General features: G+C 40.0%; 19 protein-coding genes and 2 riboswitches. Of the genes, 15 read left to right on the top strand and 4 right to left on the bottom strand.

The window, feature by feature from the left end:
- Window positions 1-3: 3 nt before the first annotated feature.
- On the bottom strand, window positions 4-801 hold the full coding sequence (locus AOC36_RS10275) for an alpha/beta fold hydrolase (RefSeq protein WP_067633965.1): 798 nt from the start codon (window positions 799-801) through the stop codon (window positions 4-6).
- Window positions 802-951: 150 nt separating this feature from the next.
- Between AOC36_RS10275 and AOC36_RS10270 the strand changes: the two genes are divergently transcribed.
- The 13 genes from AOC36_RS10270 to AOC36_RS10210 all read left to right on the top strand — a co-directional run bounded on the left by AOC36_RS10270 (window position 952) and on the right by AOC36_RS10210 (window position 18,472).
- Window positions 952-3,258, top strand: a complete 2,307-nt coding sequence (locus AOC36_RS10270) for an ABC transporter ATP-binding protein/permease (protein WP_067633962.1) — start codon at window positions 952-954, stop codon at window positions 3,256-3,258.
- A gap of 162 nt (window positions 3,259-3,420) precedes the next feature.
- A riboswitch (glycine riboswitch) is annotated at window positions 3,421-3,502 on the top strand.
- Window positions 3,503-3,537: 35 nt separating this feature from the next.
- On the top strand, window positions 3,538-4,602 hold the full coding sequence (gene gcvT, locus AOC36_RS10265; RefSeq protein WP_067633960.1) for a glycine cleavage system aminomethyltransferase GcvT: 1,065 nt from the start codon (window positions 3,538-3,540) through the stop codon (window positions 4,600-4,602).
- Window positions 4,603-4,962 carry a glycine cleavage system protein GcvH gene (gene gcvH / locus AOC36_RS12095; protein WP_067633958.1) on the top strand — a complete coding sequence of 120 codons (360 nt, stop codon included), beginning with the start codon at window positions 4,603-4,605 and terminating at the stop codon, window positions 4,960-4,962.
- 20 nt (window positions 4,963-4,982) lie between these two features.
- Window positions 4,983-6,296 carry an aminomethyl-transferring glycine dehydrogenase subunit GcvPA gene (gcvPA, locus tag AOC36_RS10255; protein ID WP_067633955.1) on the top strand — a complete coding sequence of 438 codons (1,314 nt, stop codon included), beginning with the start codon at window positions 4,983-4,985 and terminating at the stop codon, window positions 6,294-6,296.
- On the top strand, window positions 6,293-7,729 hold the full coding sequence (gene gcvPB, locus AOC36_RS10250) for an aminomethyl-transferring glycine dehydrogenase subunit GcvPB (protein WP_067633953.1): 1,437 nt from the start codon (window positions 6,293-6,295) through the stop codon (window positions 7,727-7,729). The genes gcvPA and gcvPB overlap by 4 nt, the downstream gene beginning before the upstream one ends.
- Window positions 7,730-7,998: 269 nt before the next feature.
- Window positions 7,999-8,697 carry an orotidine-5'-phosphate decarboxylase gene (gene pyrF / locus AOC36_RS10245; RefSeq protein ID WP_067633951.1) on the top strand — a complete coding sequence of 233 codons (699 nt, stop codon included), beginning with the start codon at window positions 7,999-8,001 and terminating at the stop codon, window positions 8,695-8,697.
- Window positions 8,694-9,332, top strand: coding sequence for an orotate phosphoribosyltransferase (pyrE, locus tag AOC36_RS10240; protein ID WP_067633948.1), 639 nt, complete (start codon window positions 8,694-8,696; stop codon window positions 9,330-9,332). The genes pyrF and pyrE overlap by 4 nt, the downstream gene beginning before the upstream one ends.
- 44 nt (window positions 9,333-9,376) lie before the next feature.
- Window positions 9,377-10,543 carry a DNA glycosylase AlkZ-like family protein gene (locus AOC36_RS10235; RefSeq protein WP_067633946.1) on the top strand — a complete coding sequence of 389 codons (1,167 nt, stop codon included), beginning with the start codon at window positions 9,377-9,379 and terminating at the stop codon, window positions 10,541-10,543.
- Window positions 10,544-10,644: 101 nt separating this feature from the next.
- Complete coding sequence (gene purB / locus AOC36_RS10230) at window positions 10,645-11,940, top strand: adenylosuccinate lyase (RefSeq protein ID WP_067633944.1); 1,296 nt, start codon at window positions 10,645-10,647, stop codon at window positions 11,938-11,940.
- 214 nt (window positions 11,941-12,154) lie between these two features.
- Window positions 12,155-13,543 carry a flotillin family protein gene (locus AOC36_RS10225; protein WP_067633941.1) on the top strand — a complete coding sequence of 463 codons (1,389 nt, stop codon included), beginning with the start codon at window positions 12,155-12,157 and terminating at the stop codon, window positions 13,541-13,543.
- 76 nt (window positions 13,544-13,619) lie between these two features.
- A complete protein-coding gene (locus AOC36_RS10220; protein WP_067633939.1) occupies window positions 13,620-13,892 on the top strand; it encodes a chorismate mutase in 273 nt (90 codons plus the stop codon).
- A gap of 98 nt (window positions 13,893-13,990) precedes the next feature.
- Window positions 13,991-14,090, top strand: a riboswitch (purine riboswitch).
- Window positions 14,091-14,153: 63 nt separating this feature from the next.
- Entirely contained in the window at window positions 14,154-15,506 is a 1,353-nt protein-coding gene (locus AOC36_RS10215) for an NCS2 family permease (RefSeq protein ID WP_067633936.1), read from the top strand.
- A gap of 176 nt (window positions 15,507-15,682) precedes the next feature.
- Window positions 15,683-18,472 carry a DEAD/DEAH box helicase gene (locus AOC36_RS10210; RefSeq protein ID WP_067633934.1) on the top strand — a complete coding sequence of 930 codons (2,790 nt, stop codon included), beginning with the start codon at window positions 15,683-15,685 and terminating at the stop codon, window positions 18,470-18,472.
- On the opposite strand, the gene AOC36_RS10205 is transcribed toward AOC36_RS10210, so the two are convergent.
- From AOC36_RS10205 to AOC36_RS10195, 3 genes are all read right to left on the bottom strand, one after another.
- On the bottom strand, window positions 18,454-18,858 hold the full coding sequence (locus tag AOC36_RS10205; RefSeq protein ID WP_067633932.1) for a (deoxy)nucleoside triphosphate pyrophosphohydrolase: 405 nt from the start codon (window positions 18,856-18,858) through the stop codon (window positions 18,454-18,456). The genes AOC36_RS10210 and AOC36_RS10205 overlap by 19 nt on opposite strands.
- 70 nt (window positions 18,859-18,928) lie before the next feature.
- On the bottom strand, window positions 18,929-19,756 hold the full coding sequence (locus tag AOC36_RS10200) for an SDR family oxidoreductase (protein ID WP_067633929.1): 828 nt from the start codon (window positions 19,754-19,756) through the stop codon (window positions 18,929-18,931).
- Between the two features lie 84 nt (window positions 19,757-19,840).
- Entirely contained in the window at window positions 19,841-20,236 is a 396-nt protein-coding gene (locus AOC36_RS10195) for a CoA-binding protein (protein ID WP_232505368.1), read from the bottom strand.
- Window positions 20,237-20,487: 251 nt separating this feature from the next.
- On the opposite strand from AOC36_RS10195, the gene nrdI reads away from it, so the two are divergent.
- Both nrdI and nrdE read left to right on the top strand, forming a co-directional pair.
- The gene (gene nrdI / locus AOC36_RS10190; protein ID WP_232505367.1) at window positions 20,488-20,853 is read left to right on the top strand and encodes a class Ib ribonucleoside-diphosphate reductase assembly flavoprotein NrdI; all 366 of its coding nucleotides are present in this window, start codon (window positions 20,488-20,490) and stop codon (window positions 20,851-20,853) included.
- Entirely contained in the window at window positions 20,850-22,967 is a 2,118-nt protein-coding gene (nrdE, locus tag AOC36_RS10185; RefSeq protein WP_067633922.1) for a class 1b ribonucleoside-diphosphate reductase subunit alpha, read from the top strand. The genes nrdI and nrdE overlap by 4 nt, the downstream gene beginning before the upstream one ends.
- Window positions 22,968-22,975 lie beyond the last annotated feature (8 nt).

Raw genomic sequence — 22,975 nt, 5'->3', positions numbered from 1 at the left:
GATCTAGAGGCGTTGGTCACACCAAATTGATATCATGCGAATCACACCTTCAGAAAAGCGTGTTCTGAGAAGGTCGTGTTCACCTTCTTCAATAATTTCAAGGGTTTTATCGATGCTTGCGATTGAATCATAGAAAGTTTCACTGCTTTGAACACTGATCATCGGATCATTTTGCCCATGAATAATCAGTGTAGAAATCCGGATTGAAGAAACATTCTCCCAGATATATTCTTGAGCAGCATAGAAGGCTTGTCTTGCAAACGTGCTGGGTACTGACTTCAGTACATGTGGGGAGTCCATTTGGACTAACTGACGAATTCCTTCATCCCCCTGTGTTCCCATAATGTCCAAAAAATCAAGAATACTGAGTGTCTCACGTGTATAATTCAAGAATTTCTTAGACCCTTTTAGACCAGGTCCTAAGAGAATTTGGCCTTGCGTTTCATAAGGGTTTAATAAAGAATACAATGCTGTAATCATACCGCCTAAACTAAAGCCCATCACAAAAACAGGGAGGTCAGGGGCTTGTTGTTTTGCCCAATGAACCATTGCGCTCAAATCATCCGCAAAGATTGTGTAAGACGTGACAGAATCTAAAGGAGCTGATGATCGACCATGACCACGTATATCATATTTTAAGAGGTTATATCCATGATCGTTAAAAAGCTTGGCAATGCGTGAATAATGAGCACTATATTCCACAAAACCATGACTAAAAACCAGGGTTCCTTTTGCATTGTCTATGGGTGAGTATTGTCCAAATAATTGGAATCCATCATGTGTTTGAAGGTTAAAATTCATCGTGGTATCATCCTAACTATGCAAGTATTATACGATTTAATTGTTCTAAATCCTAGTGGGAAACTTTTGTATAAAAAATAATATTGTATTATTGTAGTAATACAATAGAAAATGTGCTATTCTATTTCTACCGATAAAGGAGACTTATTTATGTTGTGGTTAAAGGATATTAAGAAAGCATACAAAGTAGGGGATATTGTGACGGTTGCCTTAGATGGCATTACTGTTGCCTTTCGTGACCAAGAATTTGTATCTGTATTAGGGAAAAGTGGGTCTGGGAAGACCACTGCGCTGAACATCATTGGGGGTTTGGATCGCTATGATTCAGGGAATCTCATCATAAAAGGGAAACCAACCAAGGATTTTAAAGATAAAGACTGGGATGCTTATCGTAATAATTCTGTTGGATTTGTATTTCAAAGCTATAACCTCATTCATCACTTAACGATTGTGGATAATGTTGAACTGGGCATGACGTTAAGTGGTGTAAAAGGGAAAGAAAAGAAACAACGTGCACTGGATGTATTGGAACGTGTCGGACTGAAAGATCATGTTCATAAGAAACCAAATCAATTAAGTGGTGGTCAACAACAACGGGTTGCGATTGCAAGAGCCCTTGTGAATGATCCAGAAATCTTGTTGTGTGATGAACCAACAGGTGCACTTGATACCACAACATCTAAAGAGGTTATGGATATTATCCGTAATGAAGCAAAAGATCGACTCGTGATTATGGTTACCCACAATCCAGATTTAGCGCATACGTATTCCGATCGAATTATTGAATTTGAAGATGGAAAAATAATCAGTGACTCAAATCCTTATGATGAAAGCCCTGATTCGCTCAGCTTCAAACTCAAACATACGAAAATGAGTTTCTTTACAGCACTCAAATTATCATTCAATAACATTCGTACAAAATTAGGCAGAACCTTTTTAACATCTTTCGCTTCCAGTATCGGAATTATTGGGATCGCTGTGATTTTAAGTTTGTCTTCTGGATTTCAAAAGCAAATTGATGCGTTTCAAACCGATGCATTGTCTGAATATCCCATCATCATTTCTCAAAGTGCTGTGAATTTAAGCGAAGAAGCTTTGCGTGAGTCACAAGGAAATCAAAACAATGGTGAAGTAGGGGATCAATTATATGTCTTTGATGCTTCAGAGTCGACGATCGTTCACCAAAACAACTTCGATGATGCATTTTTAGATTTTGTGAGTCAAATGAGTCCAGCGGATGTTTCAAGTATTGGATATGGTTACTTGATGAACCTAAACGTCATTCGTAAGGCAACAGATGGGTATCAAACAGTATCACTTGGAAGCAGTGCTTCAGGTGGTGTAGGAGGTGGGGGCTTATCAACTTTCCCAATTCAACACAATCAAGAAACACAATCATTCTTTGAACGAAGCTATGACTTGTTGTCGGGATCATTCCCATCAACTTATACAGACATGGTCCTTGTAGTAGACAGCCAAAACCGCATTGATGTGTCATTGTTGGAATCGTTGGGATTACCAAGTGATGTTGAAACGATGGATTACGATGACATTGTTGGCCTTGAAATGACTTGGGTTCCAAATGATGCATTCTATGAAGAAACTGCAGTAGGGACATTTGTGCCAAGACAAAATCTTGAAGCAATGAGTGATGCTCAAGGTGCGATAAACCTCAGAGTTTCAGGTATTGTGCGACTTCAAGAAGGCAGTGCGATAAACCTCTTGAGCTCAGGGCTTGTTTACTCTGATGAACTCAGTAAAGTGATCCTTGAGAATTCAATGGATTCACAAATCGTTGCAGCACAAATGTCAAAAAACACCAGCGTGTTCACATTACAACCACTAACGGATGAAGAGAAAGAACAAACACTTCAGCTGATTGGGGGTTCAAATAAACCGTTTATGATTACGATTTATCCAACAGACTTCCAAGCGACGGATCGTATTTCCCAGTCCATTGATGAGTTCAATCGTGGACGCAGTCAAGATAACGTCATTGTTTATACAAATCTTGCGGATACCATCACATCCTTGACGCGTAATATCATGGATGGGATTACCATTGTTCTGATAGCCTTTGCGTCAATTTCACTTGTAGTCAGTCTGATTATGATCAGCATTATCACTTACACATCGGTATTAGAAAGAACGAAAGAAATTGGTATCTTAAAAGCATTGGGTGCGCGAAAGAAAGATATTACCCGAGTATTTGACGCAGAAACCTTTATATTAGGAGTGTTCTCAGGGGTGTTGGGAATCACCATTGCCTATCTGATTACCATTCCAGTCAATGCACTAATCTATCAAATGGCAGGCTTAAACAATGTGGCACAACTGAATCCGGTTTACGCAATCTATCTGATTATTCTAAGCACAACCCTCACAGTTTTAGGGGGACACATTCCTGCACGCATGGCCTCAAAACGGGATGCTGTTATCGCCCTTCGCAGCGAATAAAATAAACGTTAGACTTCGTGAAAAAATTAATCAAGTTGAACGATTGACCTTTGGGCTATCTTCGATATAATTGAGGTATAAGAGAATACCGGGAGAGTATGGATTTTCCATCGCCAAAGGGGCAAGGCGCGTAAACTTACAGGCAACCAAGACCGGTATTTTTATGGGGACCTCGGAGAGGTTTTTACACCGAAGAAGCAATCCATCTGGAGAAACTTTCAGGTAAAAGGACGAGGGCGCATCATTTTAGATGCGCCTTTTTATGTACAGGAGGAAATTATGGAAGCAAAGAAAACACCATTGTATGATGTTCATGTCAGAAATAATGCGAAAATGGCACCCTTTGCAGGATATGAAATGCCCATTCAATATCCCTTGGGAATCATTAAAGAACACAAAGCAGTACGAGAAGGGGTGGGGTTGTTTGATGTCTCTCATATGGGAGAAATCCGTGTACGTGGCATGGATGCAAAAGGATTTTTAAATCACTTGATTACATCAGACATCTCAAAGATTAAACCCGGTAGAATCAAGTATGGCATAGTGTGTAATGAAGCAGGGTTTGCCCTGGATGATATCTTAATATACTGCATATCAGATACAGAGTATTTGGTGGTCGTGAACGCATCCAATAAAGATAAAGATTTCAAGTGGATGGTTGATCATCAATGGGGTGATGTAACACTAGTAGACGAAAGTGATCAGACGGCATTGATTGCGGTGCAAGGTCCCCACAGTGAAGCACTGATGCGCGCGATGACCCACACAATTCCTGAGAAGTTCTATACATTTATAGAAACTAACCTGAAGGATAACATACCTTGTTTAATCTCACGAACAGGCTATACCGGAGAAGATGGGTTTGAACTTTATCTTTCAAACGATGATGCACCTTTGGTTTGGGACAAACTTGAGGCATTGGGTGCAGTTTGTTGTGGCTTAGGAGCACGCGATACATTGCGCTTAGAAGCGGCCCTCCCACTTTATGGACACGAACTCACAGAATCACTCACCCCCCTTGATGCAGGGTTAAATCGGTTTGTGACGTTGGATAAACAACCATTTATAGGGCAGGAAGCATTAGCCCAATCCACAGCAAAAACACTCATCGGCTTTGAAATTGAAGGCAGACAGATTGCACGTGAAGGCGCAAACGTGTATAAAGATGAGGTTAGGGTTGGATGTGTGACATCGGGAACCTATTCACCCATCCTTGAAAAAGGGATCGGAATGGCAATTTTAGACCCGGGTACAAACGTTGAAAACCTTTTTGTAGAAATCAGAGGGAAATTCATCGAACTAAAGACGGTAACTTTACCATTTATAAAAAAAGGAGGCAAGTAAATGGGACAAACAGTAAAATATACAAAGACACACGAGTGGGTGGAACTCCTCGAAGATGACAGTGCAAAAATCGGAATCACAGATTTTGCACAAGGTGAATTAGGCGATATCGTCTATATTGAACTTCCAGAAGTGGGACACGTCATCACACGAGGGAAAGGGATTTGTGATATCGAATCCGTAAAAGCAGTATCTGAAATCTTTGCGCCAGTGAGCGGAACAATCGTTGAAGTGAATGAAGCACTTGCAGATACACCAGAACTCATCAATGAAAAACCAATGGAAGCATGGATTGTGAGAGTTGAAGGAATCAGCGACACCGACGAATTATTGACTGAAGAAGCATATAAAGCACTTTAAAAGAGTAGGGAGGATACCGCATGGCACATTATGTTGTGAATACAAAAGCACAACAGGAGGAAATGCTAAAGGAAGTTGGACTGACATGGTCTGATTTACTCAGCACCATTCCTGAAAGTGTTCGATTGAATCGAGAATTAAACTTACCACTGGGACAAAGTGAAATGGAAGTCCTTGATAAAATGGTGGGCTTTCAAGATCAAAATACAGTGTTTAAAACTGTATTAAGAGGGGCAGGATCATACCGGCACTTTATACCCAGTGTTGTGAAACACCTCGCATCACGTGAAGAGTTTGTCACAACCTATACACCCTATCAATCTGAGTTCTCTCAAGGGGTCTTACAATCCATTTTTGAATTTCAAACCATGATTTCAAACCTCATGGGTATGGATGCTTCCAATGCATCTGTTTATGATGGTGCGACTGCCGTAGCAGAAGCTGTGAATATGACCTTGGATCGTAAACGCGTCAAAGCACTGGTTGCACAAACAATTCACCCAGAAACCTTTGAAACACTTACGACCTATACCACACACCTTTCTACAGAAGTGATCACGATTCCAAGTGTTAACGGGTGTATTGATCTAGAGTGGTTGAAAGCAAATGTGGATGATACAACCGCTTGTGTTGTAATCCAACAACCGAATTACTTTGGATGCCTTGAAGACACGGACACGATTGGTGCCTTCCTCAAGGAAAAAGGCATTCAATTTATCGTCTCTGTGAATCCAATGACACTGGGACTGCTTAAAAGACCGCGTGATTATCATGCAACCATTGCTGTTGGTGAAGCCCAACCCTTTGGCTTAAGCACCGCCTTTGGTGGCCCATACCTTGGTTTTATGACAACCACAGATAAAATGGTTCGAAAACTCCCAGGACGGATTGTTGGACAAACTGAAGATATTGATGGAAAACGTGCTTTTGCATTGACCCTTCAAGCCCGTGAACAACACATACGCCGTGAAAAATCCACAAGTAGTATCTGTTCAAACCAAGCACATTGCGCACTTACAGCCGCAATCTATATGAGTGCACTTGGACCTCAAGGTCTTGAAGAGGTTGCAAGTCTCTCCTATTCAAAGGCTCATTACTTCCAAAGTAAACTTGAAGCCTTGGGATTCACTTTAAAATATGACCAAGAATTCTTCCATGAATTTGTCACAAAAACACCAATCAAAGCATCACTGATTGAAACAAAGTGCTTAGAAAAAAACATCTTAGCGGGACTTGTGCTTGCTGAAGATGAAATGATGTGGTGTGTGACTGAAGTTATCAGTGATGACACCTTAGATCAAGTCCTTGATATTTTAGCGGAGGTGGTATCATGAGCGATAAACTAATCTTTGAACTCACGCAACCTGGAAGAAGAACTGCATCATTGCCAAAATCAAGACACAATGCATCACTTCCTGATAAGTTCAAGAAAATTGCACCCATTGATTTACCAGAAATCGCAGAAATTGACCTTGTACGTCATACCATTGGGCTCTCATTAAAAACAAACGGGGTTGATAATGTGTTTTACCCATTGGGATCTTGTACCATGAAATACAATCCAAAATTAAACGAAGAGGTTGCATCACTTTCAGGATTTACACAACTTCATCCCCTTCAACCGGAATCCACCGTTCAAGGTGCGCTCAATGCAATGGGACTGCTTCAAGATTCTTTAAGTGAAATTACAGGCATGGATGCATTTACCCTTCAACCCGCTGCAGGTGCTCAAGGGGAATTCTTAGGCATGCTGTTGATTCATCAATATCATACCCAACGTCATGATCTAAAACGAACCAAAGTAATCATTCCAGACTCAGCACATGGGACCAATCCTGCAAGTGCTGTAATGGCAGGGTTTGAAGTAGTATCCGTTCAATCCAACGCTTTAGGGGGGGTGGATCTTGATGCACTAAAAGCGTTAGTTGATGATGAAACCGCAGCATTGATGCTGACCAATCCAAACACATTGGGACTGTTTGATCCAAACATTACTGAGATTTCAAACATCGTGCATGATGCGGGCGGCTTGTTGTATTATGATGGAGCCAACCTAAATGCCATCATGGGCTTATCACGACCCGGTGATATGGGCTTTGATGTGGTTCACTTGAACTTACACAAAACCTTCTCAACACCACATGGCGGTGGCGGGCCTGGTTCAGGACCAGTAGGTGTTAAAGAACACCTCATTCCTTACCTTCCAGATGGTACCCTTGTGAAACAAGATGGGCAGTGGACCATTCAATCACAAAACCCAACTCGTGTTGGACGCATGAAAGCATTCTATGGAAACTTCTTAACCAATATGCGCGCTTTAACCTATATTCTTTCACTTGGAAGTGACGGACTCAAAGAAACATCACTCAGTGCAGTATTAAACGCAAACTACATGATGAAGAAACTTGAAGACGTATTTGAAGTCGCTTATCCAGGTATTTGCATGCATGAGTTTGTTGTGTCATTGCAACGTGAAAAAGATGAACATAACTTCACAGCGAAAGATGTATCCAAAGCACTGCTTGATTACAAGATTCATCCACCAACCATGTACTTCCCAAATATCGTTCATGAAGCACTCATGATTGAACCAAACGATACGGAAAGTAAAGAAACCATTGACCATGGTGTGCGAGTGCTTAAGGAAATCTATCAAAAAGCAGTTTCAGATCCACAATGGATCCAAAATGCACCATACACGACACCTGTAAGACGGGTAGACGATGTTCTTGCAGCACGCCATCCAATACTCATTCATAAAAAATAAGTATCTATTCGTGAATGATTGAAAGAATTATTCAAAGTCAACGATACCAGCATGATATACATCACAAATACATAAGATTACATGAAAGAATGCTCTAAACTCGATTGACATTGGAGTCTAATGACGGTAAACTTTATAAAGAATGTCCTTTAACTAAAGTCCAGAGAGGCTTGGAAGGGTTCGTCTGATCCATCTTTTCGTAGTACGATGATCAACATCCTCAGTCTCTTTGGCTGAGGATTTTTATTTGGACGGAAAAGAGGAGATGTATGGAAAACGTAATTATCGCATTGGATTTTGAAAACGAAGCACGGGTAATCTCATTTTTAGATCAATTTAGTGAACCGCTTTTTGTAAAGGTTGGGATGGAGCTATATTATCAAACAGGTTCTTCAATCATCAAAACAATCAAACAAAGAGGACATCGTATCTTTTTAGACTTAAAATGTCACGATATCCCAAATACTGTGGAGAAAACAATGCGAGGGCTTGCGAAACTTGATGTAGACCTTGTGAACTGTCATGCATCGGGTGGAAAACGGATGATGGAAGCAGCACTTCGAGGATTAGAAGCAGGTAAAGTGGGGGATGATCGACCATTGTTAATCGCAGTAACACAACTTACTTCGACATCTCAAGAAGAAATGAATCATGACCAACAAATCCCAGGATCCCTTCAAGAAAGTGTGGTTCATTACGCACAATTAACAAAAGAAGCAGGACTTGATGGGGTTGTATGTTCGCCCTTAGAATCAGTGATGATTCATGAAGCATGTGGCGATTCATTCTTAACAATTACACCTGGTGTTCGTCTGAGTGACAGCAAACAAGATGACCAAAAGCGCGTAACAACACCCGCTGATGCCAAACAATTAGGGTCTAACTTTATTGTTGTAGGGCGTCCCATCACCGAAGCACAAAACCCAGTTGAAGCATACCGTAGCATTGTAAAGGAGTTTAAAAAATGAATCCATCACAACAATTAGCACAACAATTACTCAGCATTAAAGCAGTATCCCTAAGTCCAAATGATCCTTACACATGGGCAAGTGGACTCAAGGCACCGATTTACTGTGATAATCGCGTGACACTCGCATTTCCTAACGTACGCACACTCATTACAAAATACCTCGTTGAATTAATCAAACAAAATTTCGAATCCGTGGATGTTATCGCGGGAACCGCAACTGCAGGGATTCCTCAAGCAGCCCTTGTTGCTCACGAAATGGGACTTCCAATGATTTATGTTCGTTCCAGTGCCAAAACACACGGTAAGGAAAATAAAATCGAAGGAAAACTCAATGACGGGGAAAAGGTTGTGGTTGTGGAAGATTTGATTTCTACAGGCGGTAGTTGTATCGAAGTATGTAAGAGTATTAATCTTGCAGGGGGTAATGTATTGGGTGTTGTCGCAAACTTTACCTATGAACTTGAGAAAGGGATTAAGAACTTTAGTGATGCAAACATCCCGTTTTACACGATCTCAAACTATACAGATTTAGTAACGACTGCAGCCCAAGAAGGCTATGTAACTCACGATGACATCGAAGCATTGACTCAGTGGAAAGAAAATCCTGAAGATTGGTCAAAAAAGAGAAGCTAAGCGCGTGTTGATGTGATACACTAGTTTCAAAAGGAACATAGATCATGGAACACTATACAAAAGCACAAATTCGCCGTTTCCTGGTATCCTATCATGGACTGGATACATTAGATGCATTTGGAACAAACAAAGAAGGCATCCTAAACTTCTTTGAACACATCACTTCAATCCAAAATGACCCCCTCAATGTCGTAGGCAAGAATGCAGAACTGGTCTTACATGCGCGCTTTAATGGGGATGTAAGAGGGATGTTGTATGATTTACTCTATAATGATAAGAAACTCGTGGATGGCTTTGATAAGGAATCATCGATTCACCTTATGAAGGAATGGAAGAAATACACCTATGTCAAGGATGCATTAGCAACCATGGATCTAAAGGTGCTGGAAAATCGTGGCTACCACGATGCCTTAGATGCGATGGAAGACATATACAATCAATTTATCCCAGGCTCAGAATTCACATCCAAAGATTTCAACGCAGGCAGTGGCGCAAAGCATTCGTGGTGGTCCACCAGTTATGCAAACTGCATCCTGCATCATTTATGGTGTCGTGATAAAATTGGCATATCAAGTCGCAAGAAAACAGTGCGACTTTTTGCACGTATTGAAGATGTCGTTCCGATGGAAATATTGAATGAGCCAACCCTTAGTTTCGACGAATTCTTTGAATGGTATGTTTTAAGGCGCATCAAACAACAGGGCCTTTATTGGCTGAAAAAAGGAGCAGGATGGCAAGGGTTTTATATGCGCGATATGAAAAAAGTCCAACAGGTTGTGAATCAAGCCGTAGCAGATGGACGCCTTACAGAAATCATGATTGAGGACATTCACCGCCCCTTTTATATTCACACCCAAGATTATCATCGCATGCTAGAAATCATTGATACACCCCTTGAGAAACCACAATTGCGCTTCATAGCGCCCCTTGATAACTTTATTTGGGATCGCCCTTTGATTAAATTATTGTTTGATTTTGAGTATTCATGGGAAGTCTATGTACCCAAAGATAAACGAAAATATGGATATTATGTGCTCCCAATATTGTATGGTGATACCTTTATTGGAAGGGTTGAACCCAATCAAAACAAAGCCAAAGCGTTTATCATTGAGAATCTTTGGTTTGAAGATAAAAAATATGAGACGAAGAAGATGATGAAATTAATTGAGTCAGAAATCAAGCGTCATAATCGAAACTTTAATGTGCAGTAAACACACAATGTTTATACAATTTTAAAGATGTCGACTTGGTATTTGTGGGTTTAAAAATGCTATAATACCCATGGAATTAATAAATAAAAGATGGAGGGCTTATGATAAATCGATATTCACGTGAAGAAATGGCACAGTTATTCTCAGATGAGAACCGATTCAATGCTTGGCTAAAAGTAGAACTACTTGCAGCAGAAGCATTCAGTGAAATGGGAGTGATTCCCAAGGAAGATGTTGAAGCGTTACACAAGAATGCAACCTTTAAGATTGACCGTATTTATGAAATAGAACTCCAAACACGCCATGATGTTGTGGCATTTACCCGTGCCGTATCAGAACATTGTGGTGATGAAAAGAAATGGGTTCACTATGGACTGACCAGTACCGATGTTGTGGATACAGCCTATGGGTACATGTATAAACAAGCCAACGATGTTTTACGAAAAGACCTTGAAGCATTCAGAGATGTTCTCAAAGCCAATGCACTCAAGTATAAAGATGTTCCATGCATTGGACGTACTCATGGGATTCATGCAGACATTACCAGTTTTGGATTAAAGTGGGCGTTATGGACGGACGAATTCAACCGGCATCTTAAACGTTTTGAGATGGCTTCAAAAGATATAGAAGCAGGTAAGATTAGTGGTGCTGTTGGGAATTTCGCAAATACAGATCCTTTTGTCCAAGATTATGTATGCGAGAAACTTGGCCTTCAATCAACCCATATTTCAACACAAACCTTACAACGTGACCGCCATGCATTTTATATGGCAACTCTAGCACTCATAGCATCATCCATTGAAAAGATTGGTGTAGAAATTCGTCATTTGCAACGCACTGAAGTATCAGAAGCTGAAGAAATGTTTAATAAGGGTCAAAAAGGATCCAGTGCGATGCCACATAAACGAAACCCAATCACCTCAGAAAACATGGCAGGGTGTGCACGGGTTATCCGTGGTTATATGACGCCTGCATTTGAAAATATCCCCTTATGGCATGAACGCGATATCTCACACTCATCTGCAGAACGAATCATCTTCCCAGATGCAATCATTCTATTAGACTATATGTTGAATCGTTATGCAAAGACGTTGGAAAATATCGTCGTCTATCCAGATAAAATGATGGAAAACATCAACTTAACCCATGGTGTTATCTTTGCCCAACGCGTCATGACACGTCTAATTGACGTTGCAGGTATATCACGTGAAGAGGCCTATGATCTTGTTCAACCACTCTCACAAAAATCATACAGTGAGAAGATAAGCTTCAACACACTCCTTCATGAAAATGACCGTGTTGTGGAGCTATTGGGAGAGACCGGCATTGACGCTTGCTTTGATTTAAACTTTTTCTTAAGAAATGTCGATGTCATTTATCAACGCGTCGGGATTTAAAGACTCAAACCATCGCTGTACATTAATCGGTTAGCTACTTGATTAGTGTACAGTTTTTTTTGTGGGAGAAAATAATAGAAGATCCCCATTTAGGACCATAAACACGACATGTACATTTAATAGGGGGAAATTTTCTATCAATAATTTATATAAATATACTGTTATAATCTATTGTTTGATATAATGAAATCAGTCATATGAGGGAGGAAACCAAATGATCAGTTTTTTAAGTGGATATGGACTTTATGCATTCATATTCGTGATAACGTTGGTTGTTTTGATTATTGTATTTACAGGCTATGTGAAAGCACCGCCTGATAAGGCGTTTATTATATCGGGGATGCGAAAGAATCCAAAGTTTGTAATTGGAAAAGCGAGCATAAAAATTCCATATCTAGAACGAAAAGATGAGCTTGAATTAAGTTTAGTCCAAGTTGATATTCGCACGGAATCATCCGTTCCAACCCGAGAATTTATTAATGTTCGTGTGGATGGTGTCGCAAACGTGAAAGTAAGTTCTGAACCCGATGCACTTGAGCGTGCTGCTCAAAACTTCTTGAATAAAGACAAGACGTATATCGCAACCATCGCCCAACAAGTTCTTGAGGGGAATATGCGAGAAATCATTGGACAAATGGAACTCACGCAACTCGTTCATAATCGGGATGTATTTGCGCAAAATGTTCAAGAAAGTACTGCGTATGAGCTTTCAAATATGGGGTTGAGTGTGATTAACCTGACTATTCAAAACTTTGTTGATGACAACAATGTCATTGAAAACTTAGGGATTGATAATGTCACAAAGATCCAAAAAGAGGCTGCAATTGCACGCGCAAACAGTGAACGTGATATTAAAATTGCGCAATCGAATGCGAATGCTGAAGCAAACTCTGCAGAAGTTCGTTCGCAAACGGATATCTCAGTAACACAAAATGCCCTTGCGATAAAACGTGCAAACTTGAAAGCTGAAGCTGACCGTGAACAAGCGCTCTCAGATGCTGCATATGCAATTTCTGAGCAAACAGCACGTAAACAAATTGAGATTGAAACCATTAATGCTGAGATTGCACGTACAGAGCGTCAATCAGAGCAAAAACAAATGGAAATTGAAGTGAAAGAACGTGCCTTGCGTGCAGAAATTGAAAAGCAAGCGGATGCTGAACGGTATAAAGCACAACAAGAAGCCGAAGCAGAACTCTATCGAAGAAAAGCTGAAGCCGAAGCGCGTGCGTTTGAAGTAGAACGCGAAGCAATTGCGGAAATGAAACGTGCAGAAGCGATTCGTGAAGTTGGGATTGCGGAAGCGGAAGTTATCCGACTGAAAGCACAAGCTCAAAACCAATACAATCAAGCGAGTCTATCGATGAAGCTCTTAGAACAACTCCCAGCAGTTGTAGGTGCAGCTGCAGAGCCATTGTCTAAAACCGAGAAGATCGTGATGTTTGGCGAAGGCAATGCTGAAAAACTTGTCCACGATACAGTGAACGCATCTTTGGGTGTGATTGAAGGATTAAAACACAGTACAGGCATTGATATTCCTGAGATTATCACCGAATTTGTCGGCACCAAAGCTGCAATTGATGCATCGAAGAAAGAATCATGAGAAAGGGCGAAATTGCCCTTTTTAAGTGGTGAGAATTCAAAAGTTTGATATAATAAGAAAGATTAGGAGGGTAGTTATGACTGAATTAGAAAAATATCGGGATCAAATTGATGCATTAGATGAACAGTTAATTGCGTTGTTTGAAGAACGAATGAACGTAGCACGTGGGGTTGGTGAATACAAGAAAGAACGCGGATTACCAATTCTTAATGCAGAGCGTGAAGCAATTGTAATTGAGAAAAATGTTGCGCGAGTTAAGGATGAATCCTTGAAAGAGGTTGCAAAGGTTTTCTTGCAAACAATGATGGATTTATCAAAAGAAGTACAAAAGCATCTTATGGAAGATTAACCCAAACACTGGGTTTTTCTTTTGTTATTAAAAAAATTTATGATATTTGATTTTATTCATTGATTGAGTTGACAATAGGAACAGGTATCCTATATACTAGTCGTGTATTTACAAAACCAAATTTAATACCTGTAATAAGGGCAGGTAGTTTCTACCAGAGCGCCGTAAATGCTCTGACAATCGTTTTGAAAACAATCTAGGGATCGTTTTCTACGATCTTTTTTTATTTGGTCTTGATAAATCAAGGAGGAGAGAAAAGGAATGGAGAAATTCTTTAGATTGAAAGAAAATGGTACGAATGTATCAACAGAGGTATTGGCAGGTTTAACAACATTCTTCACAATGGCTTATATATTATTTGTTAACCCAAGCATTCTGTCAGATGCAGGTCTACCAGCGGGTGGTGTTTACATCGCAACAATTTTAGCTGCTGTTGTAGGAACAACAGTCATGGGATTATTTGCGAATGTTCCTTACGCCCAAGCACCAGGGATGGGATTGAACGCATTCTTTGCGTATACTGTCGTCTTGAAATTTGGTTATACACCATACGAAGCACTTGCACTTGTATTTATCTGTGGGTTAATCAATATCTTCATTACGGTAACACGGATTCGTAAACATATCATAAAAGCGATTCCTGAAACGCTACAAAATGCAATTGGTGCAGGGATTGGACTCTTTATTGCTTATATTGGGCTTTTAAATGTTGGTCTCATTAACTTTGATGCAGGTGTACCAGCACTTGTATCCTTTAGTTCACCAAATGTTCTATTATTCTTATGCGGACTTTTAATCACAGTACTATTGATGGTTAAACGTGTTAAGGGTGCTATGTTAATTGGGATTATCCTAACAACAATCATTGGGATTCCAATGGGAGTCGTTGATCTATCCGCTGCAACTCAAGGCGTAAGCTATAGTTCAGTATTTGGTGAATTCAAAGATATCTTTGGTGTTGCACTTGGAAGCGAAGGACTTGGAAGTCTCTTTACAAATCACAGCTTCTGGTCAATCTTCCCAATCATCTTTGCATTCAGCTTAACCGATACATTTGATACAATCGGAACCTTTATTGGTACAGGACGCCGTACCGGAATCTTCTCAGAAGAAGATGAAAAATCACTTGAAGAAGGAAAAGGATTCTCTTCTAAGATGGATAAAGCAATGTTTGCAGATGCTATCGCAACATCAGTGGGTGCTATCTTTGGTACATCAAACACAACAACCTATGTTGAAAGTGCTGCAGGGATTGAAGAAGGTGGACGTACAGGTCTTACATCAATGACGGTATCCGTATTATTCTTACTCAGCATTATGGCTGCACCAATCATTGGCGTGGTACCATCAGAAGCAACAGCACCGGCACTTGTTGTTGTCGGAGTATTAATGAGTGCTGCATGTGCAGACATTCAATGGACCGATATTCGCCATGCAATTCCAGCATTCTTTACATTAATGATGACCGTACTCTCATACAGTATCTCAAATGGTTTAGCATTTGGATTTATCGCTTATGTGGTTGTGGAAGTGGCATTAGGGAACTACAAAAAAGTTCACCCAATTGTTTACATCTCAACAATACTCTTTATCATTAACTTTATATTGTCATAATTATAAGAAGACATAAAATCAATCAAAAACACTCAAGATGGAGACTTGGGTGTTTTTTTTACAAAAAACCTTTTTCAATGACGCACTTTTATCGCATTGATCAACCTGGATCAATGATGATATAATCTGGTTTATAAGAAGGTATTATAATACGGATAAGGTTAGGTGGTAATGCGATGGAATTAAGAAACATAGAGTTTATATCTAATGATCATGTTGAGGGGACCAAGGTATTGAAAGTGATACGAAATGAGATGGCTCAATGCGATCGGTTTGACTTCAGCGTGGCCTTTATTACTCAAGGCGGACTCACAATGCTTGCAAACCAACTCCTCTCCCTTCAAAACCGTAATATAAAGGGACGCATTCTCACATCAACCTATCAACACTTTAATGACCCCAAAGTCTATGAAAAATTGATGTCCTATCCAAACATCGAATGTCGCATTTATTCACTTCAAGATCACCACACCAAAGGCTATATCTTTGGCCATGGTGATGATTGTAAGGTCATCATTGGCAGTTCAAATCTAACACAAGCGGCTTTAGCGATAAATCGGGAATGGAACCTTGAAGTATCCACAAAACAAAACTCAAAACTCGTCAGTGATGTAGAGTCCGAATTTGAACGAATGTGGCACGATGCTGAGATTTTGGATACATCATGGATTGAACACTATAAAAAGGCATACCACGAATCACGCATCATTGAAACGAAACTAAAGGCACACTTTGACACTAAAGAGCCGTTTGTTGTACCCAATGTTATGCAAAGTGAAGCGTTGAGAAACTTAGATAAATTACGCAGTGAAAACGTCAACAAAGCCTTGTTGATATCCGCAACAGGGACAGGTAAAACCTACCTCTCGGCTTTTGATGTAAGAAATGCGAAAGCAGATAAAGTCTTGTTTATCATACACCGTGAACAAATTGCGCGCGATGCACAACGAACCTTTAAACATGTCCTGCCCGATAAAACCAGCGGCTTTATCACAGGAAGTAAAAAAGACTATGATAAGGACATTGTGTTCACAACCATTCAATCAATCAGTCAAGATTATAACTTACATAACTTCGCACCGGATCATTTCGATTACATCATCTATGATGAAGCTCATCGCAGTGGTGCAAACTCTTACCAGAAAGTCATGGATTACTTCACACCAAAGTTTACCTTGGGCATGAGTGCAACCCCAGAACGCTCTGATATGTTTAATATCTTTGAATTGTTCGATTATAATATTGCCTATGAAATACGCCTGAAAGATGCACTTCAGCTCAACATGTTAACGCCGTTTCATTATTTTGGTGTCAGTGATGTGACCCTTAATGGGGAAGTGATTGATGACCAAGCAAGTATTGCACAGCTTGTCAGCAAACACCGCGTTGATGCGATTATTGAGAAAACCACGTATTATGGATATTCTGGAGACCGCGTGAAAGGGCTTATTTTCTGTAGTAGAAATGAAGAGGCATCCAAGCTCAGTGCTGCCTTAAATCAACGAGGACTCAGGACGGTTGCGCTGTGTGGGGCAGATAGCCAACAATATCGTGAACATTCGATCCATCGCTTAACATCAAACGATGGAGACTTGGATTATATCATTACAGTTGACATCTTTAATGAAGGGATTGATATTCCACAAATCAATCAAATTGTGATGCTTCGTCCCACTCAGTCCGCAACCATATTTGTCCAACAATTAGGACGCGGGTTAAGAAAAAATGCATCGAAAGATTTTGTAGTTGTGATTGATTTTGTTGGGAACTATAAAAATAATTTTCTAATTCCCATTGCCTTATCCGGTGATAAAAGCATGAGCAAAAACACCTTGCGTAAGTTTGTGATGGAAGGAAGCAGTCTTATACCAGGAACATCAACCATTGATTTTGATGAGATTACCAAACAACGCATCTATAATGCAATTGATCAAACAAAGTTGTCTTCGATGCATTGGTTGAAGAAAGAATATGAAGCACTCAAAAGTCGCATTGGACGGATTCCCAATCTATTAGACTATGAACCCAATGGGTCAATTGATCCCCAAGTGATATTCAGTGGAACCCGTTATCGCTCGCATTATGAGTTTTTAAACCAAGGGATGAAAGAAGACCTTGACGTACTGAATGAACTCCAACACAAGCTGCTTGCTTTTGTGTCGATGGAACTTTCAAGTGGAAAACGATGTGCTGAGTTAAAGGTGCTTAAAACCTTATGCACACACGATTCAATCCCGATTCAATCCCTTAATCAAGCAATGACACTCAAGCAAGTACAATCCATATTGCGCGTTTTAACGCTTGAGTTTCTGACCGATGTGGAAAAGAAACCCTATCAAAACATGACACTCATTACGCTTGAAAAAGATGTTATTAAAAAAAGTCAGTGCCTCACTGAAGCATTGACTCATCCAGAATTCTCTAAACACTTTATGGATGACTTGGATTATGCATTGTTACGACACACCACGCACTTTCACAATCACGATGAAGTAGGGTTTGTTGTTGGACAACAATACACTCGAAAGGATGCCAGTTGGCTTTTGAATTGGAATACAAACCAACAATCAACCATCTATGGATATAAAGTAGATAAAGCATCAAAAACCATTCCGATTTTTGTAACCTATTCAAAATCACACGATATTGTAGATTCAATTGATTATGACGATCACTTTTTAGACCGCGAACATTTCAATTGGATGAGTCGAAATAAGCGAACCCTTGAATCACAAGAAATTCAAAGCATCATCAATGCGCAGACACTGGGTTATACCCTCTTATTATTTGTGAAACGCAGTGATGGTGAAGACAAGTATTTCTTCTATTTAGGCACTTTATCCGTTTTGGATTATGAACAAACCACGATCCATGCAAACGGAAGTGACTTACCCATCGTCCGATTTACCTTTAAGCTCAATCAAATGATTAAAGATGATTTGTATTACTACTTTATTGAAGGGTGAACAAGCGTTTGAATCAGCTTATGTGCTACTTCAATGTCTGCAGGTAACCAATCAATCAAAGACAACTGGGAAACAGTGACCCATTTCATGGCGGAGTGCTCACGCAATGTAGGCATTCCGTTTACACGTGAGCATACGTACACATGCATGGTTAAGTGAAAGCTAGGGTATTGGTAGGTAACAGTTATTAAAAGGGTTTCGGGGTGAATGTCAAAAGCCAACTCTTCAGAGATTTCTCGGATTAAGGCATCTTGATGTGATTCACCCTGTTCTATTTTTCCGCCTGGAAACTCCCACAATCCTGCAAATTCCCCAAAGCTGCGTTGCGTAATGAGCACCTTATGGTTTTCAACAACCGCTGCCGCAACAACTTCAATCTTTTTCATAATGTCACCTCACGTGCATTCATTCTATCATAAATACCCCTATCAAATAAAGATCAGGGGTATGGGTGTATTAGGATGTGAAATCACCATAAAAGAACTGAGCGGTTGCACCGCCATCGATTAAGAAATCAGACCCGGTGATGAAGGCACCTTCTTCACTCAGTAATAACGCAGCAAGGTGAGCTACTTCATCTGCAGTGCCCGGTCTACCCGCAGGACTTTTCGCAAACATCTCTTTATAAAAGTCACCTCTGGGGCCATTGAATTCATCAAGGGCTAAAGGTGTCACAATAATGCCAGGAGAGATGGCGTTGAGTCGTGCCTTTTTTTGTCCCCATTTTACCGCTTGGGCCATGACCCGTTTGCCGCTACAACGTTTCGCAAGTTGGTATGCATGTAAGGTATCCTGAATCTGATTGATTTGAAGGAGTGGAAGATCTTTGAGTTGATCTACTGGGGTTGTTGCGAGTGCTGTGTCTTCTTCTTGAGTAAGTTGAGCCATGCGATATCCAGATTGACTGGATATGGTGACGCCTGTACCATAAGGTTCAATGACATGCCCGATTTCTTCAAGTAAACATGCCGTCCCAGTTAAATCAACATCCAAAATTGTTTCGATACTGGCTTGACTGGGGGATACCCCAGCAGCATTGATAAAGGTTGTAATTGGTCCATGGTGTTGAGCGTGTTTGATAAACTGAAGGATTGATGGTTTTGATGCAAGGTCCAAGGGATATGAAATCGCATCAAACCCTGCTTCATTTAGGATTGTTTCAACATGCTTTGCATTGGATTCATTTTTATCACCAATCACAATTTTCTTTCCAGATGCAACACGGCGCGTAATCGCAAGACCAATTTGCCCGGCACCACATAATACAAGTACGTTTTTTGTCATAAGTGCTCCTTTTTTATTGTATTGATGGTATAGTTATACACCTTAGATACGACTTTAAGTCAAGTGGGTAAAGAAAAAGGTGATTTAGATCACCTTAGTATGTCGGTTGTATTCTCTTAAGACACACGCTTCAACGGTTTCTAAACCAAGTGCGTGTGCTTTTTCGAGCAGTTCATCATGAATGGTTCCGGGTTGCAACCAAACATAGGTACAGCCTTTTTGCTTCACATCCTCCAATAAATGAATGCCAATGGATGGATTGACTACAAAAACCGCAATCTCTACATCAAAAGGAATATCTTTAAGGGTTGAATAGATTGGGTGGCCATCAATTTCTGTGTATTTAGGGCTTACACCATAGACTGTTTTCCCTTTCTCTTCAAGCTTCTTAAAGATGCGATGGGCGTATTTGTCAGGGTCATTATTCATGCCAATGACAGCATAACTATTATATTTATTGAGTATTTCATATGGGTTCATCAGTGTGTACCTCCTTTTATAAAAGTTTACGCCATTTTGTGATTTTACACAACAAAAATCAACAAAACGTCCATTTCACTGAAACCGTGAAACATTGTATAAATGTTCACATGCAATCGTGTGATTAATGATAATCGTTAAATTATTTACTTTTATTGAATAATGGAAATGAAAATTCCGCTTTCATAGGTGCTTTATGGTAAAACTTCGTCATTTCTTATGGCATAATTGTACTACATGAATGGGGTGATATGATGTTAGCTGTAGTCGATAGCTTAACGGGGCAAGGGGAACGATTTGCGAAAAAACTGGGCATACCGTATGTGAATATCGCGAATTACGATGGCAACAAAGACGATATCTTGTTGTTGACACGCTCATTCAATTTTGGAGAAGTCACACAAGAAGCACAAGACTTCATGGAGCAATATGGAGCTTATGTAAAAGGGGTTGCTGTAAGTGGTAATCGAAACTGGGGAACCAACTTTGGTGCCGCTGGTGATAAGATCAGTAAAGCCTATGGTGTAGAGCTTGTCTTAAAGTATGAAGGCTCTGGATTTAGTAAAGATGTAGCGTGTGTTAAAGCATGGATTGAAAGGGAGAAGCAGGAGTTATGACAGTTCAAAATAAGGGGTCACATCAAATACCAGAATGGATTATATTAAACAATCAAATCATTGATGAGAATGGGGCTATTAAAGACCTCAATAAAGATAAAGAAGCGGTCCGCTCATATTTTCTCAATGAAATAAATAAGAAGACACAATTCTTTCATTCATTGAAAGAACAACTCGATTATTTGATTGAAAATGATTATTACGAAGAAGAATTTTTAAAAAAATATACGTTTGAAGACATTGAATCGGTGTTTAAGATTGCTTATGATGCGAAATTTAGATTCCCAACCTATATGGGAGCCTTTAAGTTCTATAACGATTATGCATTGAAGTCAAATGATGAACGCAGGGTATTTTTAGAACGCTATGAAGATCGTTTGTCAATCATTGCTTTGTATCATGCAGATGGTGATGTTGACTTAGCACGCGCACTGATTACACGTCTGATTGCCCAAGACTTCACACCCGCAACACCAACCTTGCTCAATACAGGGAAGAAAAAACGGGGTGAATTTGTATCGTGTTTCTTACTTGAAGTGGATGATTCACTCAATGACATCGCACGTGTTCAAGAGTTCGCAATGCAACTCTCTAAATTAGGGGGTGGTGTTTCCATCAACTTAACCAACTTACGGGCTAAAGGAGAATCCATTAAAGATATTCCTAACGTAGCGAAAGGGGTTGTAGGGGTTGCGAAACTCTTGGATAATGCTTTTAGATATGCTGACCAAATGGGACAACGTCAAGGTGCAGGTGCGGTTTACTTAAATGTTTTCCACAGTGATATTGAAGACTTCTTAAGTACTAAAAAGTTAAATGCGGATGATGATGTGCGAGTGAAGACCTTGTCAATGGGTGTTGTTGTACCAGATAAGATGATTGAACTTGCACGCGAAGATAAAGATATGTATGTCTTCTATCCACATACTGTGTATCAAGAATATGGCTTGCCATTCTCTGATGTCGCAATCAAGATGGATGAATACTATGATGAACTGGTCGCAAATCCAAATGTACGCAAACGCAAGATTAATCCACGACGTCTTTTGGATATGATTGCGCAACTTCAAGGAGAGTCAGGGTATCCTTACATTATGTATGCGGATAATGTAAACAGCGCAAACCCATTAGCAGATCCAATTAAATTCTCAAACCTTTGTACTGAAATCCTTCAACCATCCATCGTATCGCATTATGCAGATTATCATGAACACGATAAGGATGTGTTGGGTATGGATATTTCATGTAACCTCGCAAGTGGTCACATGGGAAATATGATGAAGCACAATTCCATCAAAGAAACGGTCTTTGCATCGATGGATGTGATGAACTCAGTATCCAATAAAACAAACATTGCACACGTACCATCTGTGGCACGTGCTAATAAAATGATGCGCAGTGTTGGATTTGGAATCATGGGTCACCATGGTTATATTGCGGAAAACTACATTGCCTTTGGAAGTAAAGAAGATATTGAACTTGTGGATGTATTCTTCAACGCCGTAAACTTCTACAGCCTTGAACATTCAATGTTGAAGGCCAAAGAAACCAATCAGACCTTCTATGGTTTCGAACGCAGTGCATATGCAGATGGTTCTTATTTCGAAAATCGCGGTGCGATCTATCCAAAACTTGAAGTTGTCCAACAACTCTTTAATGACATCACATTACCAAGTGATGAAGATTGGGCGAATCTCAAAGAGGATGTGATGAAGTATGGGTTGTATAACTCAAACCGTCTTGCAGTAGCACCCAATGGTTCCATTGCCTATGTTATGAGCGCAACACCATCCCTCACACCCATCAAGCAAGTGGTGGAAGAAAGAACCTATGGGAACTCTAAAACGTATTTCCCAATGCCAGCCAGTGATGTCGCATCCTTTATGTATGAATCAGCATACACAATGGATAAATACAAAGTAATTGATGTCATTGCGACAGCACAAAAACACGTAGATCAAGGGATTTCATTTGAGTTGTGCATTACATCTGATGAAACAACCCGTTCCCTTCAACGTTATTATTTATATGCACATTATCAAGGAATTAAAACACTCTACTATACACGAACTCAGAAACTACGCGTTGATGAATGTGTAAGTTGTGCGGTTTAGGAGGATTT

It is taken from the genome of Erysipelothrix larvae (genome assembly GCF_001545095.1).
GTDB classification, from domain to species: Bacteria; Bacillota_I; Bacilli_A; order Erysipelotrichales; family Erysipelotrichaceae; genus Erysipelothrix; species Erysipelothrix larvae.
This window is presented reverse-complemented; position numbering and strand designations above follow the sequence as displayed.

Bases quoted from the DNA above. Each gene is read 5' to 3' on its own strand.
- AOC36_RS10275 (WP_067633965.1), bottom strand. From the start codon at position 801: ATGAATTTTAACCTTCAAACACATGATGGATTCCAATTATTTGGACAA.
- AOC36_RS10270 (WP_067633962.1), top strand. From the start codon at position 952: ATGTTGTGGTTAAAGGATATTAAGAAAGCATACAAAGTAGGGGATATT.
- gcvT (WP_067633960.1), top strand. From the start codon at position 3,538: ATGGAAGCAAAGAAAACACCATTGTATGATGTTCATGTCAGAAATAAT.
- gcvH (WP_067633958.1), top strand. From the start codon at position 4,603: ATGGGACAAACAGTAAAATATACAAAGACACACGAGTGGGTGGAACTC.
- gcvPA (WP_067633955.1), top strand. From the start codon at position 4,983: ATGGCACATTATGTTGTGAATACAAAAGCACAACAGGAGGAAATGCTA.
- gcvPB (WP_067633953.1), top strand. From the start codon at position 6,293: ATGAGCGATAAACTAATCTTTGAACTCACGCAACCTGGAAGAAGAACT.
- pyrF (WP_067633951.1), top strand. From the start codon at position 7,999: ATGGAAAACGTAATTATCGCATTGGATTTTGAAAACGAAGCACGGGTA.
- pyrE (WP_067633948.1), top strand. From the start codon at position 8,694: ATGAATCCATCACAACAATTAGCACAACAATTACTCAGCATTAAAGCA.
- AOC36_RS10235 (WP_067633946.1), top strand. From the start codon at position 9,377: ATGGAACACTATACAAAAGCACAAATTCGCCGTTTCCTGGTATCCTAT.
- purB (WP_067633944.1), top strand. From the start codon at position 10,645: ATGATAAATCGATATTCACGTGAAGAAATGGCACAGTTATTCTCAGAT.
- AOC36_RS10225 (WP_067633941.1), top strand. From the start codon at position 12,155: ATGATCAGTTTTTTAAGTGGATATGGACTTTATGCATTCATATTCGTG.
- AOC36_RS10220 (WP_067633939.1), top strand. From the start codon at position 13,620: ATGACTGAATTAGAAAAATATCGGGATCAAATTGATGCATTAGATGAA.
- AOC36_RS10215 (WP_067633936.1), top strand. From the start codon at position 14,154: ATGGAGAAATTCTTTAGATTGAAAGAAAATGGTACGAATGTATCAACA.
- AOC36_RS10210 (WP_067633934.1), top strand. From the start codon at position 15,683: ATGGAATTAAGAAACATAGAGTTTATATCTAATGATCATGTTGAGGGG.
- AOC36_RS10205 (WP_067633932.1), bottom strand. From the start codon at position 18,858: ATGAAAAAGATTGAAGTTGTTGCGGCAGCGGTTGTTGAAAACCATAAG.
- AOC36_RS10200 (WP_067633929.1), bottom strand. From the start codon at position 19,756: ATGACAAAAAACGTACTTGTATTATGTGGTGCCGGGCAAATTGGTCTT.
- AOC36_RS10195 (WP_232505368.1), bottom strand. From the start codon at position 20,236: ATGAACCCATATGAAATACTCAATAAATATAATAGTTATGCTGTCATT.
- nrdI (WP_232505367.1), top strand. From the start codon at position 20,488: ATGATGTTAGCTGTAGTCGATAGCTTAACGGGGCAAGGGGAACGATTT.
- nrdE (WP_067633922.1), top strand. From the start codon at position 20,850: ATGACAGTTCAAAATAAGGGGTCACATCAAATACCAGAATGGATTATA.